At 47.2% G+C, this 15,747-nt stretch carries 20 protein-coding genes and 2 pseudogenes; 7 read left to right on the top strand and 15 right to left on the bottom strand.

Annotated features, from left to right (window positions below):
• From C8R34_RS13825 to C8R34_RS13815, 3 genes and pseudogenes are all read left to right on the top strand, one after another.
• A pseudogene (locus tag C8R34_RS13825) lies at positions 1–135 on the top strand (IS481 family transposase); the annotation flags it as partial.
• Between the two features lie 170 nt (positions 136–305).
• Positions 306–791 (top strand): hypothetical protein, encoded by a 486-nt coding sequence (locus C8R34_RS16535; protein ID WP_219999591.1) that lies wholly within the window; start codon positions 306–308, stop codon positions 789–791.
• Between the two features lie 106 nt (positions 792–897).
• On the top strand, positions 898–1,329 hold the full coding sequence (locus tag C8R34_RS13815; RefSeq protein WP_110341581.1) for a hypothetical protein: 432 nt from the start codon (positions 898–900) through the stop codon (positions 1,327–1,329).
• A 65-nt stretch (positions 1,330–1,394) separates the two neighbouring features.
• Here the strand turns inward: C8R34_RS13815 and ppx are convergent, their stop codons facing one another.
• Entirely contained in the window at positions 1,395–2,879 is a 1,485-nt protein-coding gene (ppx, locus tag C8R34_RS13810; protein ID WP_110341579.1) for an exopolyphosphatase, read from the bottom strand.
• A 59-nt stretch (positions 2,880–2,938) separates the two neighbouring features.
• On the opposite strand from ppx, the gene C8R34_RS13805 reads away from it, so the two are divergent.
• Entirely contained in the window at positions 2,939–3,451 is a 513-nt protein-coding gene (locus C8R34_RS13805) for a histidine phosphatase family protein (protein ID WP_110341577.1), read from the top strand.
• An 88-nt stretch (positions 3,452–3,539) separates the two neighbouring features.
• Here C8R34_RS13805 and C8R34_RS13800 read toward each other — a convergent pair whose 3' ends face one another.
• The 13 genes from C8R34_RS13800 to bioB form a co-directional block, all read right to left on the bottom strand.
• A complete protein-coding gene (locus C8R34_RS13800; protein WP_110341575.1) occupies positions 3,540–3,980 on the bottom strand; it encodes a helix-hairpin-helix domain-containing protein in 441 nt (146 codons plus the stop codon).
• 113 nt (positions 3,981–4,093) lie between these two features.
• Complete coding sequence (locus C8R34_RS13795) at positions 4,094–4,618, bottom strand: PEP-CTERM sorting domain-containing protein (RefSeq protein WP_110341573.1); 525 nt, start codon at positions 4,616–4,618, stop codon at positions 4,094–4,096.
• 161 nt (positions 4,619–4,779) lie between these two features.
• Positions 4,780–5,091: a DUF190 domain-containing protein gene (locus C8R34_RS13790; protein ID WP_110341571.1), complete on the bottom strand. Its 312-nt coding sequence runs from the start codon at positions 5,089–5,091 to the stop codon at positions 4,780–4,782.
• Positions 5,092–5,222: 131 nt separating this feature from the next.
• Positions 5,223–5,831, bottom strand: coding sequence for a hypothetical protein (locus tag C8R34_RS13785; protein WP_110341593.1), 609 nt, complete (start codon positions 5,829–5,831; stop codon positions 5,223–5,225).
• 131 nt (positions 5,832–5,962) lie between these two features.
• Positions 5,963–6,124: a hypothetical protein gene (locus C8R34_RS16530; RefSeq protein WP_165872579.1), complete on the bottom strand. Its 162-nt coding sequence runs from the start codon at positions 6,122–6,124 to the stop codon at positions 5,963–5,965.
• 237 nt (positions 6,125–6,361) lie between these two features.
• Positions 6,362–6,733 carry a YidH family protein gene (locus C8R34_RS13775; protein ID WP_110341567.1) on the bottom strand — a complete coding sequence of 124 codons (372 nt, stop codon included), beginning with the start codon at positions 6,731–6,733 and terminating at the stop codon, positions 6,362–6,364.
• A 109-nt stretch (positions 6,734–6,842) separates the two neighbouring features.
• Entirely contained in the window at positions 6,843–7,481 is a 639-nt protein-coding gene (locus C8R34_RS13770; RefSeq protein ID WP_110341565.1) for a hypothetical protein, read from the bottom strand.
• A 92-nt stretch (positions 7,482–7,573) separates the two neighbouring features.
• The gene (locus C8R34_RS17150) at positions 7,574–7,708 is read right to left on the bottom strand and encodes a DUF3175 domain-containing protein (protein ID WP_258364510.1); all 135 of its coding nucleotides are present in this window, start codon (positions 7,706–7,708) and stop codon (positions 7,574–7,576) included.
• 116 nt (positions 7,709–7,824) lie between these two features.
• On the bottom strand, positions 7,825–8,499 hold the full coding sequence (gene bioD, locus C8R34_RS13760) for a dethiobiotin synthase (RefSeq protein WP_110341563.1): 675 nt from the start codon (positions 8,497–8,499) through the stop codon (positions 7,825–7,827).
• 9 nt (positions 8,500–8,508) lie between these two features.
• Entirely contained in the window at positions 8,509–9,387 is an 879-nt protein-coding gene (gene bioC / locus C8R34_RS13755; RefSeq protein ID WP_110341561.1) for a malonyl-ACP O-methyltransferase BioC, read from the bottom strand.
• Positions 9,365–10,135, bottom strand: a complete 771-nt coding sequence (gene bioH / locus C8R34_RS13750; protein ID WP_110341559.1) for a pimeloyl-ACP methyl ester esterase BioH — start codon at positions 10,133–10,135, stop codon at positions 9,365–9,367. Before bioH ends, bioC begins: the two co-directional genes overlap by 23 nt.
• Positions 10,132–11,295 (bottom strand): 8-amino-7-oxononanoate synthase, encoded by a 1,164-nt coding sequence (bioF, locus tag C8R34_RS13745; protein ID WP_110341557.1) that lies wholly within the window; start codon positions 11,293–11,295, stop codon positions 10,132–10,134. Before bioF ends, bioH begins: the two co-directional genes overlap by 4 nt.
• An 11-nt stretch (positions 11,296–11,306) precedes the next feature.
• Positions 11,307–12,311, bottom strand: a complete 1,005-nt coding sequence (bioB, locus tag C8R34_RS13740) for a biotin synthase BioB (protein WP_110341555.1) — start codon at positions 12,309–12,311, stop codon at positions 11,307–11,309.
• 131 nt (positions 12,312–12,442) lie between these two features.
• Here bioB and C8R34_RS17430 point away from each other — a divergent pair.
• The 3 genes and pseudogenes from C8R34_RS17430 to C8R34_RS13730 form a co-directional block, all read left to right on the top strand.
• A pseudogene (locus tag C8R34_RS17430) lies at positions 12,443–12,589 on the top strand (ComF family protein); the annotation flags it as partial.
• Positions 12,590–12,598: 9 nt separating this feature from the next.
• Positions 12,599–13,138, top strand: a complete 540-nt coding sequence (locus C8R34_RS13735) for a ComF family protein (protein WP_258364509.1) — start codon at positions 12,599–12,601, stop codon at positions 13,136–13,138.
• 21 nt (positions 13,139–13,159) lie between these two features.
• On the top strand, positions 13,160–13,624 hold the full coding sequence (locus C8R34_RS13730; protein WP_110341551.1) for a tRNA (cytidine(34)-2'-O)-methyltransferase: 465 nt from the start codon (positions 13,160–13,162) through the stop codon (positions 13,622–13,624).
• Between the two features lie 4 nt (positions 13,625–13,628).
• On the opposite strand, the gene C8R34_RS13725 is transcribed toward C8R34_RS13730, so the two are convergent.
• Positions 13,629–15,734: a type IV pilus secretin PilQ gene (locus C8R34_RS13725; RefSeq protein ID WP_110341549.1), complete on the bottom strand. Its 2,106-nt coding sequence runs from the start codon at positions 15,732–15,734 to the stop codon at positions 13,629–13,631.
• Positions 15,735–15,747: the final 13 nt, after the last annotated feature.

Genomic DNA, 15,747 nt, shown 5'->3' with positions numbered 1-15,747 from the left:
GATCTAGACGAATGGATGGAATACTATAACAATGAACGAACTCATCAAGGAAAAATGTGCTGTGGACGAACACCATTGGAAACATTGCTTGATGGCAAATCGATTTGGGCAGAAAAAAATTTAGCTCAAATCTAAACTGACAAACACCTAAAAAAACTGGTAACTGTCAGATCAGGTCTGAGCTAGTACAGTCTAACCCCGATCTTCCGGTTATTATAGTATATTTCATTGGGCCAACGCCGCCAACAAAGCTTATAGTCAATGCTAATATATCTCTGGGTCGTGTGGACAAACATTCTATTGGTATGAATGATTCTCCTCCTCTAACCGGCACAACCAATAATGCATTTGATCCAGCAACAAATGTGTTGACCATGGATTCTGTATGGGTAACTGGAGGTCTGAAGTATGAAAATGTAACCATACATCTTGATCAGTTCACTTTACTTGGAGTAGCAGGAGAAACGGTTGTGCCACCACCTCCTCCGCCTGTTACACCACCACCACCACCACCACCTCCTCCTCCTCCTCTAGTGAGTAGCTTTTGCTCTTCGGCCAATTTCACGATAGACAAATACAATGCCATTCAGGTAGGTATGTCGCTCGATCAAGTTAATCAAATTATTGGTTGCGAAGCTAACGACATCGTTAGGCAAGGAAGCCTTGTAACGTACGCATGGAATTATGTTAGTGGCGGAACGGCAAAATTGATCATGGTATTTTTCGATCAGTCCAGCTTAAATGTAACTGGCTCTATGGATGATTTTTTCAAAAGCTCCGGTGGTTTCTAGGCAACCCAGTAACTGTGTACAAGGGAGCCCTTACTGCATAAGTAGGGTTCCGCAGCAACCGATGTCACACCATATTTTATTTATTGTTTAATAAAGGAAGGTCTAAATGAAACTACGCTGGGCAGGTATCAAAAATTTAATCATCGTTACAATCGTGCTTTTCCTGGTTGCATGTGCGGTTGCACCGCGGTTTTCAACTTGGGATGGTCCTAAGAATTTCACAAAGGATCAAGTTTTCAACGCGGCACTACAAGCCGGGATAGACAATGGAATGAAAACCATGCTATCGGATCGGCAAAGCGGAACCATTACGCTTGTAAAAGGAATCGGCAGAAGTGAAATGGCGCTGAGTGTGCGTTTAGCGGATGCGGATGGGATCGTTCGTGTAAAAACTTCAGCAAATTTTCATGGCGAGAGTATTGCATTTCAAGGATTGCATGAAGAAATCATCAATAACTTTCATGTCCGTCTTTTTGAGGCACTCAATATTGACGTCAAAGAAAATATGTCAAACGTCAGAATCAGCCAAGAATTCTAATCCTGGAAGAAAATTTCACTTTTGTCACTGATGACTGACTTAACCTACTAGCAAAATGAGCGCTATCAACTGAACAACAACTTAATATCCGCAACCTGAAGAAAACCTTGCTCAGTACTGAGATCAACCAACGTTAAAGGGTGCTTGTCCAACCAATCCGGCGGAAAATCCATATCAACGCGATTTTTGTTCACATGGATGCGTATCTTCGGCAAGGTGCTGTTGGACCGGCTTCTATGCAATACTACTGCCAGCCTCAACAAGATACTGAGTCTGATCACCGAAATTCTCATTGACATGATGATTGATTCGAACTCTTCCATAGGAAATTTACGGCGATGACTGCGAATCAGCATCGCGAGTTTCACTTGCTCCTGGCGGGAAAAACCTGCCAAATCAGAGTTGGCAGTCAAATACGCACCATGCCGGTGATACTGATTATGTGCAACCGACAATCCGATTTCATGAATTACCGCACCCCACATGAGCAATTTCAGATCCGTTTTCTCGTCCAGCTCCCAAGCGGTTCTTACCTGATGAAACAAGTTCTCGGCCGTGTCCCGAACCCGATTAGCCTGCTCCATATCGACACTATATCTTTGCGCTACCGCCGTAATAGTCTTGTCCCTGATATCCTCATCATGTATCCGGCCAATCAGGTCATATAATAGGCCCTCGCGTAACGCGCCTTCAGATACGTTCATTCTTTCCAGGTTCAAGGCTTCAAAAACACCGTGCAATATCGCCACACCACTGGCAAACACAGGCTTTCTACGTTCTGACAAACCGACAAAATCAAGCAACGCGCTATCACCAATAGCAATCAATGCGTCGACTAACTGGGCCAGCGCTGAAGTTGTGATACCTGAATCACACCACCCCTGCGCCTGCACCACATCGCGTATGGTCATAATGGTGCCGGAAGACCCCAATGCCTGGTCCCAACCCATTTTTTTATACGCCGTTTCAATCGATTCCATTTCTTGCATCGCAAACAATATGGCTCTACGCATTTTCTTGGCCTTGATCTTGCCATCATCGAAGAAACGTTGTTCCACATTGACGCATCCCATATACAGACTTTCGGTACAGTAGGTGTCAAACCCCCGGCCAATGATTAATTCGGTACTACCGCCACCGATATCGACAACCAGCCGCTTGTTCACTTCATCGTATAAACTGTGTGCGACACCTGAGTAAATCAGCCTTGCTTCTTCGCGTCCGGCAATAATCTCTATCGGATGACCCAGCGCACTATGCGCCTGAGATAAAAAAACGCCGCCATTTCGCGCCTGGCGTAGCGTATTGGTTCCTACCGCACGCACATTCACATGAGGAATGTCTCTGATGCGCTGGCCAAAACGTTGCAGACATTCCAGCGCTTGCTGCATGGATTCCTTCGATAATTCGTGCTTGTCATTCAGTCCAGAAGCCAGCCTGACCATGTCTTTCATACGATCGATGATCTGTAAGCGACCGTCTACCAAACTGGCCACAATCATGTGAAAGCTGTTTGAACCTAGATCTACAGCAGCATAGGATTCGTCCATGTTGGTTGTCATAGGAATGGTAATATATAAATTAATAAGGAAATTTTTTAAAGAAATTTATGCAAAAACATCAGCTGATCATTATGCGACATGCCAAATCAGATTGGTCTGAAGGGAACGGCTCCGATTTTGAACGCCCTTTGACAGCGCGCGGAAAAAAAGCTGCTAAGCAAATGGGTAAATGGTTGAAGCACCGATATCGTATCGATCGGATCATATGTTCACCCGCATTACGGACAAAACAAACCTGCCAATTGGTAGCGGAACAGTTACGTTTGTCACAAAATCATATCCGCTGGGAATCCGCAATCTACGATGCATCACTCAATGATTTGGTTTCTGTTATCAAGAAATATAGCGAGAATATCCGTACATTACTACTGATTGGCCATAATCCCGGACTTGACCAATTACTCTGCTACCTGTCGCGTGATCCGCCACCTGTTACCAGCATGGGCAAATTACTGACCACCGCCGCAATCGCCGTGCTTGATTATGGCGACACCGGCATCACCGTACAACCCAATTATGCATGCCTGCAATGCTTGGTCAGACCGAAAGAATTATCCTGATATGCTTTTTTACTTCAATCACAAAAACGAAAAAACCACCCATTCGCTCATGAACTGAATCACCTTTACGTCATCCATGCATGCTTAATCATGACTCTTTCTTATCTTTTCCCTTCTTTTTACTATCCTTATTCTTTTTCTTATCTTTATTTTTTTCTTTCTTTTTCTTATCCTTATTTTTTACTTTCTCTTTCTTCTTATCATTTTTTTTATTTTTCTTCTTGTCTTCTGCTGTACCTGCTGCAACTTGACTTAAAGCTAGACTGACCACAGGCTTCTCACTGACAGTCTTTTTAACAGTCGTTTGCGTGCTTCTGACCGGAGCAGTCAGTTGCTTGGCCGCTTTATGCAAACAATCCGATGCCGATTTCTTAACCGTCCGCGCACGTATGTCACCACTAAAACCCGATATTTTTTGCAATTCCGTCAAGCTGATCGACGCCAGTGCTTCAACCGTCTTGATATTATGTTCAGCCAACAGCTTGACCGCGACAGGACCAATTCCAGCGACATCAGTTAACTTAACCATGACTAGACTCCAGTTTTGCTTGAAAAGCCCATTATATCCGGCTGTTGATTAAATACAACGAACTTTAAGCTCATACTGCGTGCAATCTATTCCTTGATGCAATGTACCCAATCTTATTCATCCTTATTCCCCGATTGCCCGGCTGACGATTCCACATTGATTTCAGGCTCGGACACTGGCGTCGCTAAAAACGTAACCGGCACTTCACGATAGGTCGAAGATGTTGTAAACACTTCCATAGTGACCGGTGTTGCAAGAAAATCGGCAAAGAAAAGGTTGACGTGATTACCTGATGCTGTGGAAAAACCCAGTCCATACATAGTGATCTGACCCGATCTGCCGATGCGGATCAAATTATCAAGCACGTAAGGCTCGTTTCCTGGAATTGCGCTGCCAGACGGATACAATCGGGCAATAGGCTCGCCATTGCGATGGCCGGTAATGCTGGAAATTTGATAGAAACCCTCCGAATCCATCGTTTCGGATGTCGTAATCGTTCCGCTGGCGGCAATATTGCCGCCGGTATAGCGCCAGTTCCATATTTTCTCAGCCCTGACACTTTGCATGGATAGCGCTCCGGCAACGAACAATGCCGCAAAAACGACGCTAAATAGAATAAAACGTAGCCAACCTTGCATAAGATAAGTCCTTCGGCAGATAAATGAATCAAGAAGAACGGCAAAAATGTGGATAACCTACTTAAATGCCATGCATATCATACGCGGAAAAATCGTCGTTGAATCCTACGGCTTATTCTGAACAACAGAATATACTCGTCGAACGAGTTTAGGGCATGTTCTCAGCAGAAAGAATGTGCTTGTGCGTGACAATTTGTAATCAGGCACATACCACCGAAACCTCTCATTGCCGGTCGCAGTTCATCAAGCGCTTTCTGTGCTTGATCTTCTTTACAAGTGAAAATGACTACTGAGTTCTCATCAGTCAGAAGAACATCATCGGGATCTCGTATGCCGCGTGTTCCCAGTCCTCCTACACCCTTGATAACAGTATATCCGCGTATTCCAAATCTTTTTAACAGTTCAACCAACTGATCAAGCTGCTCTATTCCGACAACGATTTCGAATCTTTTCATTGCTATTGAATCACTCATTATTTTTCCTCCGGGAATCATCAAATTACTTACTGTGCAATCACTGATAACAATCAGTTTGCACAATCAAGGTATCGTTGATCTTAATACACCCGGTGCTATGTGCATATTCAGGAAACCCTTGTTCTTGCTTAAAGGAAACCATTATCAACACTCGCTTTGCTGGCAAATACCCGTCTACGATAAGCGATCATCATCATTAACAGCACGCATACCGCCGCAATGATGGCTGGAAACAATAGAGTAGTGACCGAATGGTTCTCCAGTGCCATCATGACCAGTAGATTACGCACTGTGAACAAACCAAAAAACAGCAGGGATTCCGAATGCGGAAAATAATAAGCTTTTCTGACCGTCGGCCCAAACCCAAGCACATCGACGATTGTTAACGAAACAACCGCCCATAGTGGATCCGATGTCAAATACCACAACGGCAAAGACGACAGCGCCGCAACAAAGAACAACCAATCGGTTTTGGTAATGGTCACATCAGCACGTTTTATGTAGGCCAGGCAGGCAATGAAAATTGTGATGCTGCCCGAAACACCGATCGGCCAAGCACCCACACCACCCTTGTCTTCAAGCTGCGCCAGAAATATCAGAAAAGTAGTCGCACCCCAAATCACCCAGGAAAACACATGCGGCTTGATGGCACCGTCAAAGATTGCGCGGATATACGGAACAAACGCCGTCAATGTCAACACGATAGCGATAACGCTTAAGATCTCTTTGTGAAGCATGATTCCTTTGTTCTGTTGCGCTTGCGAAAACCCTGAACAATCCACACCTGTCATTCTGAACAGCGTGAGGAATCTTTGGACTCAACCACAGTCAACCATAAGATTTTCCGCTGTACTCAAAATGACAATTACTAAGGGTTTCTTAGGTCACGACGATTGTCCATGAGCTTTTCAATCTGTTCCACCGCACACAATACGCCATCTTCCTGCGCCATCGCGGCATTTAGCATTTTTGCACATTGAATCACTTCGGGATTCTCAGCGAAGGCGATCATGCTGGAAAATTTCTGCACATCGACTTTACTGTGATCTCAACTTACTATTGCTTGGCTAGCTTGAATTAGATTTCTGAAATGACCCAATATATTCGATCATCTTGTAGATTGGGCAAGTCCACGAGCTTCAACAGATCTTCTCGTTGTTCCCCATGATTGCCTTCTCCTCCACCACTTCGATCATTCAAAATCCTACCAATCTTGATATAACTGCGAATACTCAAAGTGGCCGCCCAGCAATGAGTGGCGATCAAATCAGGAGCGCCCAATGTAGAGAGCCACTACGAGCCCTACACCCAGGATTGCTACGACGACATTAACCAGCATGCCCCAACGTGCTCCATAGCCCTCGGGAAACTCAGCCTGACTCAGTGTTTTTAGAACAGCCGCATATTGATGGGATGAATAGACTGCAGATATTGCACCCAAGGCGATGAAAGAAAGACCCAGCCAAAATGTCAACACCATGCTAACAAAATGCACCTGATTTGGCGCAATGGCATTCAGCAGAGGTCCAGCACGCTCAATCATAAACCCAAAAGCAATTAAGGCAAGGCTAGTACGGTTCCACGCTAGAAGAGTGCGCTCTGCGGCGAAAAGAACTCTGGGATCTTGTAAGTTTGACACATTCTTTCCTAAACTGAGAATCGGGTTTACGGCACGATATAATATGTTACGTCAGAAGGCTGACTTATCCATCCTATTTCCATAATAACTTCTTATTTTCAGCTCGTAGCTACTCCCAAATCACCATTTTGAAACGTTCTTTAACGATGCCGAAATAATTGCACTTCCAGTCGCTTTGCGCAAAGAAATCCAAATGATGCCATTGGTCTTTCCGTTTTAAAATGCCCGCCGCCGCATCGTCCCAATCAGTAGCTGCCAACCTGAGTTCCAACTGTTGCTTACGTTCCGCTACTTCGTCAAAATCAAAGCCGTCGTACTCCCAGTGCAACACCTCAAACACATTACCCGCGCGGTCGGCATAGTCCATGCTGAAATCCAGTCCCCACTTAGGGCGCATCTTAATGATTTTGTAGACCAAAGGATTTGTTTGCGCCCAGCGCTCGAGTTGCGCCAACGCTTCCCCACTATATCCTTTACGCTCGAATAACAAACTGTGGTTAAGCACAGCTCCCTCCACCCGCTCCGGCTGCGTAAACCAATGCGCTTTTAACGCACGCCGATGTTCCCGATGCGCTTTGGCAGGCGTCAAGTTCATTACGGCATAGCGTTGTTCCAAATCCGTCAGGTCGTAGCCGTTCTGATCAAAAAGCGCAAGCTCATGGGCTGTCGGGGAATCCAAACTTTGCAGCGGTTGATTCCAATAGCCCTGGGGATTCAATTGATTGTTGGTTAAATCTAAGTAGCTCATGGGTATGAAGAAATAATTTCCAGTTAATAGAGGCTAACAAAAGCTATCTAGATTCGATGTGCGATTTCCCATACAGTTCACGCAACTCATGCCTAGTTCTTTCCAACACATCCTGTTGCTGCAAACGGAGCCCCCTTGCGCCGCTGGCTGTTGTCAACAGAGTGTTTCAGCGACAGCGCAATTTTTCGCGGATCATCCCACGAAAAAACACCGGGTTCAAGATCCAATGCGTACTGGTTTCGGTGACTTGTTGTGACCAATGGCGTGGATTATTTTGGAGCATTGGGTTTAGATTACGGTTAATTCAATAGCATAAAACGATATATCACCATCGTATTACAACTTATCTGAAGTTTTCCAATCTTGCAACATCCAGAAACTCAGCACCTTTTTGCGCATCCATGTCATTCTCAAACGACACCACACCGAGCAACGGACAATCCAGTCGTTGTTCCAGCGTCGCAATATTTTCCGTCAACACCAACATCTGCGGGTCCATGCAATTCGCTACCCATCCCGCCAATGTCAGACCGGCGGCCCGTATAGCTTGGGCCGTCAGTAACGCATGATTCAAACAACCGAGACGCATCCCAACCACCAGAATCACCGGAAAATCGAGTGTTTTCGCCAAATCCGCACCCGTTTGATGCTGATTGATCGGCGCCAAAAATCCGCCGACCCCTTCGACAATGACGATCTCGGCCTGCTTACTTAATTCGAGATAGGATTGATGAATGACTGACAAATCAATTTCTGTGCTCGTTTGTTGCGCGGCGATATGCGGGGAAATCGGTGGGTCGAATGCGTAAGGATTGATTTGTTGGCGGACAACATTCACATTGCTTGCGGCCAATAGGTGCTCGACATCCATCCATTGGCCGTTCTCACTCCCGGCAGCAATCGGTTTCATGCCAACGACTGTTTTACCTTGCGCAGCAAATGCATGCAATAGAGCACAACTGACGGTGGTTTTACCGATGCCGGTATCGGTTCCGGTAACAAAAAAACCCGTAGCCATAGAAACTAGTTAACCCATCAAACCCAATTGCCGGCGCGTTTCCGGCGTTAACACGGAGCGACGATCCAGTGGTTTCCAGGCATGACCGTAGACCACTTCAAATGTCGCAGGCAATTTGCCGTCGCGGCGCAATTTTTCGTATGCGTTGATCGCTTTTTGCCACTTGTTTTTCCCCATCAATCCCTGTTGCCTGCCCAACAATACGTTATGTGCGCCGATGGCTTTTAAATCGCGCATCACGCTGATGACGTCGGAATACGTCAGGGTGATATATTCCATGTCCATCACCGGCGTGGAAAAACCGTTGTGCACCAACAAGTCGCCAATATCGTGCATGTCGATGAAGCGGTTAACGTGGCTGAAGGTATCGGCTTGCGCAAAAGACTGGCGCAGTTCCTTCAGCGTATCCGGGCCGAAAGTGCTGAACATCAGCAGGCCGTCGGTGCGCAGAATGCGGTACATTTCGGCGAATGTGTGTTCCAGGTCATTACACCACTGAAACGCGAGGTTCGACCAGATCATGCCGACACTTTCATTTTTAACCGGAATTTGTTCAATATCGGCGCATACATAATCCGTGCGTTGCTGCGAAGGCAGCAGGCGTTGCCACCAGGCGGTTTCCGGTCGCGCATACGACAACATCGCCCAGGCGATATCGACCGCTATCAATTGGCTGGCGGGATAGCGTTTGGCCAATTGCTGGCTACCATAGCCCGTACCGCTACCGGCATCGATAATCACATCGGGCCGATATTTGATGTATTCCAGACGCGACAGCATGCGGTTGCTGATCTCGCGTTGCAGCACCGCCGCTTGGTCATAGCTGGTCGAGGCACGCTCAAACGCGGTGCGTAATTGTTTTTTATCAAGCGTGTGTTCGGAATTCATTGAGGCAAGTCAAAAATTGTTCAGGATACGATAAAAACGGTGCATGGCCGCAGTGCGGAAACATCACCCGTTGCGATTGCGGCAATTGTTGATGCATCCAATCGGCAGCAGCCGAATGGGTAATCACATCATTTTCACCGTGCAATAATAAAACCGGTTGCCGGATCGCGGTAATACGGTCGCGTAAATCGCTGTGCTGCAAAATCTTCAAACCTTTCTCCAGTGCACTGGGATCCGGCTCGGCGCGCTGAAAAAAATGCTTGCGCAGTTGCGACAAAATCTTACTCGCATCGCGGTCACCGCTCATTTGCAGCGTCAGGAAACGATTGATCGTGGTGGCATAATTGAGTTTCAAATTCTCAAGAAAAAGCTGGAGCAATTTGCGCTCCATGCCCGACTCCCAATCATCACGCTTGACAAAACAGGGCGTGGTGGAAATCAGCACCAGCTTCTGCACACGTTCCGGTTCACGCAACGCCAATTCCATCGCAATCTGTCCGCCCAATGACCAACCACCCAGCATGCAATGCTTCGGCAGAATTTCTGCAATGATATCGGCCAGATGATCCAACGTGCCTGGTTCACTGGCGGGACTCAAACCATGCCCGGGCAAATCTACCAGATGCAAGCGAAACTGCTGACTCAATTGTTCGCGCACGCTGCTCCAGATGCCGCTGTGCATCGCCCAGCCGTGCAATAAAACCAGATCGGGGCCTTGCCCCAGGGTTTCGATATGCAATGGCGTCATGATACTACCAGCTCGTGCAAGGCTTGTGTCAACTGCAGGATATCATGCGGTTGATGCGTAGCAGACAACGAAATACGTAATCGCGCTGTGCCCTGCGGCACCGTCGGCGGGCGAATTGCCGGAACCAAAATACCACGTTTGCGTAGTCCCTGGCTGATACGCACGGTTTCGGCATTGTCTCCGATCAACAGAGGCTGGATCGGCGTACTGGAAGGCAGTAATTGCCACGGCGATGATTGCAACGCCTCTTTCAATTGTGCAATGTTTCGCGCCAATGCATCGCGCCGCCATTCATCTTGCTCAATCAGCCGCAAACTTGTCAATAACGCATGCGATAACAATGGCGGTGTAGCCGTCGTATAGATATAACTGCGCGCGGATTGGATCAGGGCTTCGATCACCTCTGCTTGAGCCGCAACAAATGCACCGAATACACCGGCTGCTTTACCCAGCGTTGCCATGTACACGATGCTCGGCGAATGCTGTTTAAGATGATCGGACATCAATAAACTGCCCCGCCCTTGCTTGCCCAATACACCAAAACCATGCGCATCATCCAGCAACAACAGCGCATGATATTGCTCGCACAAGGCAACCAGCTGAGGAATCGGCGCAATATCGCCTTCCATGCTGAATACTGCATCGGAGATTACCAGCTTGCGCCGCGCATTCGAAGTTGCCAGACGTTGCTCCAAAGCAGCAAGATCGATATGCGGGTAGCGAATGAATTTCGCTCGTGACAGTAAGGCCGCATCATTCAGCGAGGCATGATTCAGTTTATCGGCAAAAATCGCATCCTCACGCCCCACTAAGGCAGTGACGACACCGATATTTGCCATATAACCGGTAGAAAACAACAAGGCTCGTGGAAAACCAGTGAACTGCGCCAGCGCATCTTCCAGACTATGATGCGCGGCAGAATGACCATGAATGAGATGCGATGCCCCTGCTCCCACGCCATATTGCTGCGCGCCTTCACACACGGATTGGATCAAGTCCCGATGATTGGCCAATCCCAGGTAATCATTGCTGCTGAATGCCAGATAGTCGCGACCATCAATGGTGATGTGAGTTGCTTGAGGACTTTCGACGACTTGCCGGAAACGCCGTAGCCCTTGTTGCTCACGGACACACAGCTGTTCAGCCAGGTCTGGAAACATGGTTTACAACATTACAGCGCGTGAAGTCCCAATTTATCCAGCAATGCCCGGTCATGGTCCGTTTCCGGATTTCCTGTCGTCAACAGCTTGTCACCATAAAAAATGGAATTGGCCCCTGCCAGAAAACACAGCGCCTGTATGGCTTCAGACATTTCCTGCCGACCTGCAGATAACCGCACCATGGCTTTGGGCATGGTGATCCGCGCCGCGGCAATAGTGCGCACAAACTCGAGCGGATCGAGCGCTGCGGTGCCATACAGTGGCGTACCCTCGACTTGCACCAAGTGGTTGATCGGCACCGATTCCGGATATGGATTCAGATTCGCCAATTGCGCAATCAATCCGGCGCGCGACTGGCGGGTTTCGCCCATTCCGACAATACCGCCGCAACATACATTGATGCCGGCATTACGCACTTCCTGCAATGTATTCAGGCGATCCTGATATTGCCGCGTGGTAATGATTTCTTCATAATATTCCGGCGCTGTATCGAGATTATGGTTGTAATAATCCAGGCCGGCTTCACCAAGTTGCTCTGCCTGGCCGGGTTTCAACAAGCCCAGTGTAGCGCAAGTTTCCATCCCCAGTGATTTGACCGCGCGTACCATTTCGGTCATTTTCTCGATGTCGCGTTGTTTCGGACCGCGCCAGGCGGCACCCATGCAGAACCGTGAAGCGCCTTTGGCTTTTGCGGCAGCCGCGGCGGACACCACGTCATCGAGCGACAACATGTCCTGATTCTCAACACTGGTATGATAGCGCGCCGCTTGCGGACAGTAACCGCAATCTTCGGGACAACCACCGGTTTTCACGGAAATCAACGTCGATAATTGCACACCGTTGGCATCATGATGCTGACGATGCACGCATTGTGCGCGATAAATCAGATCGTTAAATGGTGCGTCCAATAATGCCTCGATGTCCGCCACGCTCCAATATGTTGAGTCTTCCGATTTTCCGGTTATACTGATTGAGTCATTTTGTGTTTCGTGCGTTGTAAGTGAATTGTAATTCATGCCGATTTACCTGTCGTTCTGTTCAAATGGACAACGAATCGCTTCAATTGCCGATAATCTTGGATGATCAAGGATTCAATGCACGCTGTCAATTTTTCCGCCATTCATTTTTTAACAACTGATTAATTACCGTGCAAATCTTCACTCGGAAAAATTGTGTACTATGTGGCATTGCCGCCGACCTGGACATATGCGACTCATGCATGATTCACTTGCCGCAACTGCCAGAAAACCATTGCCCCATTTGCCTATGGCCGGTACCAACAGCGGAAATATGTGGTGCTTGTTTGAAAAAACCACCGGCTTTCACACGTACCATTGCGGCATTGCGCTATTCCTTTCCCATTGATGCGCTGATCCATTCATTCAAATACCAGGCCAATCTGGCCATCGCACCGATTCTTGCTGACTTGCTCATCAAAAAACTAACCACAACAGCAATGCGCCCGGATGTCATCATACCAATGCCGCTACATCCGATCAGGCTGCGCGAACGCGGCTTTAATCAGGCGATGGAAATCAGTCGCTATATCTCGAAGCACATGGGAATTATGATTCTGCCAGACAGCTGTAGCCGCATCAAGCATACATTGCCGCAAACCGGATTACCATGGAAAGACCGCCAAAAAAACATCCGCAAAGCATTTAGCTGTAAAATCGATCTATCGGGCAAGCATGTCGCGGTAGTCGATGATGTGATGACAACCGGCGCCACATTGAACGAATTGGCGAAGACGCTGCGCCAGCAAGGTGCTGCTGAAATCAGTAATTGGGTAGTTGCCCGAACGCTATCCGAGATCCATCAAACCGGCCCTTACATGGTGTAAAAAACCATTTCTATAAATCCTATGTTTAACATTATTCTTCATCAACCTGAGATTCCACCCAATACGGGCAATATTATCCGCCTGTGCGCCAATACCGGCATACAGTTGCATCTTGTGAAACCATTGGGTTTCCCACTTCAAGACAAGCAGTTATTGCGCGCCGGTCTGGATTATCACGAATTTGCTCGGATCAAAGTGCATGAAAATTGGCTGAATTGCAGTCAAAATTTGCAGGAACACCGTGTGTTTGCAGTGACTACCAAGGGAAAACAGCGCTACGACAAAGTTACCTACGCCGCCGGAGATGCTTTTCTATTTGGTGCAGAAAGTTGCGGCTTACCGATGCAGCTATTGGAAACATTTCCAGAGTCTCGTCGTATACGAGTACCCATGGTTGCAGCCAGTCGCAGTTTGAACTTATCCAACGCCGTCGCCATTATTGCTTATGAGGCATGGCGTCAGGCTGGATTTCCATCGGGACAATAAATCGTTACTGCAGATTGAGATTTTCGCTCAAGATACGTGGCGTCACAAAAATCAATAACTCTCGTTTATTATCCACTTTGGTCGTATTACGAAAAACGTTGCCCAACACCGGAATATCACCCAACAAAGGCACCTTATTGACGACTTGATTCTCAGTGCGGTCAAAAATGCCACCAATCACGACAGTACCACCATTTTCCACCAGAACTTTGGTAGTGACTTGTTTGGTATTAATTGGCGGTGGCAGGAATTGATTAATCGCCGTGCCAATTTTGTCCTGATTGACATTTAATTCCATATCAATTTGACCATTATAGGTGATCAATGGCTTTACCTTTAGTCGGAGTGTCGCATCCATGAAGCGGATACTGGTGGCGCCGCTACTTGTCGCTTGCTGATATGGCACCCGATCACCCTGCTCGATAATGGCTTCGATGCCATGTGCAGTCACCACGCGCGGGCTCGCAATGATCCGCCCTTTCTGATCGGTTTCTAAAGCTGATAATTCCAGATTAATCAACCGGTTGTTGTTAAATTTCAACAAACTTAGCCCCAATGCTGCAGGCCCGCCAAGCAGTCCGACGCCGGCAGCAGCAGGCAAATTGACATTCAGATTGCCACCACCACCCACTGAACCGCCTCCAGCCAAGGCGCTTGAGTCTGTAAGGTTACCTGAAATTCCCAATCCATTACTGCCCAGATTCGATGAGTTCTGTATACCAAAACGTGCGCCCAGATTCCGGCTGAATGTTTCAGTCGCTTCAACAATACGCGCCTCAATCATGACTTGCCTTTCAAAAACATCTAAGCGCTGTATGCGTTTTCTGATCTCGGTTAATCTAACAGGAATATCAGTTACCGTAACCGTGTTACTGATTTCATCTAAATTGATTGTACCGCGCTTACTGAGCATTCCTTCAAACGATATGGAATTAACTCTGCGATGATTCAGGTGGAAAATTTCTGTACGTAGCGGCTCCATTTCGGTTATTTGCAGTTGTGCTTCCAGATCCAATAATTCTCTATCCGCCATTTCTTTACGCGGCGCTACAAAAATGACGTTTCCCGTTTTGCGCTTGTCCAGACCATGCACTTGCAGCACGATATCCAACGCTTGATCCCAAGGAACATCCTTTAGCCGTAAGGTAAGATTTCCGCTGACAGAATCACTGGCAATGATATTAAGATTGGTGAAGTCGGCAATGACTTGTAATATCGCTCTTACTTCTACATCTTGAAAATTAAGCGATAATCGCTCACCCGTATAACCACCATTGATTCGCTTTCTTTTTTCCAATTCTTCTTCGCTATCCGTCAGCGCACGCACTTCCAAAATAAACTGTGAGCCAGATTGACGTGCAGAGTGTTCCCATCGACCATTGGATCTAACAATCATGCGGACGTTATCGCCCTTCTTGGCAGTTTCAATGGTACTCACAGGTGTCGCAAAATCTACCACATCCAATCGCCTTCTCAGGCTGCTGGGCAGTGAAGTATCGACAAACTCGACAAAAACCTCGTCGCCTTGCTGTTGAACATCAACGCCAGCATTAACTTTTGTCATATCAACGACGATACGGCCTTCGCCATTTGTTCCACGCCGGAAATCTATATCTCGCAGGCTGTTCATCTGTTTATTGGGGGTGTCTTCAGCAAATCGAACAGCTGCATTCACTACTTGATTCTCAGCTACCGCAACAAGCCGGATAAACAGCGTGTTGTCTATCGCACGAATATCGTGTCTCATTAGTTTTGATAAATTCAATACCACACGGGTCCGATCCCCAACCTGTACGATATTAATGCTGCGTAAATCACCTTCTGCAGCTTCTTGGATATTCTTACCCATGCCATTGGCAACCTGGTAAAAATCGAAATAAATACGAAAAGGATTACTGAGTGAAACACCCATTGGAAGGGTTGGCAGTGGGTGATCTAGCGTTAATTTGGCGACTACTTCTCCATTCTGGATATTAGAAATATCGATTGACCGAATATGATTACTATCATTTTGAGGTGTCTCTGAAAGCTGAATCTCTTCAGCAAAAACCGTGGTAACAAAAAAAATCAACAGTGCTGCTATTCCCAACCCTAGAATATTTATTTTCATTGTCGATAGCTAC

The sequence above is a fragment of the Nitrosomonas sp. Nm84 genome (genome assembly GCF_003201565.1).
In the GTDB taxonomy this organism is placed as follows: Bacteria; Pseudomonadota; Gammaproteobacteria; order Burkholderiales; family Nitrosomonadaceae; genus Nitrosomonas.
The sequence above is the reverse complement of the archived record's forward strand: the minus strand, read 5'-3'. Positions and strand labels throughout refer to the sequence as shown.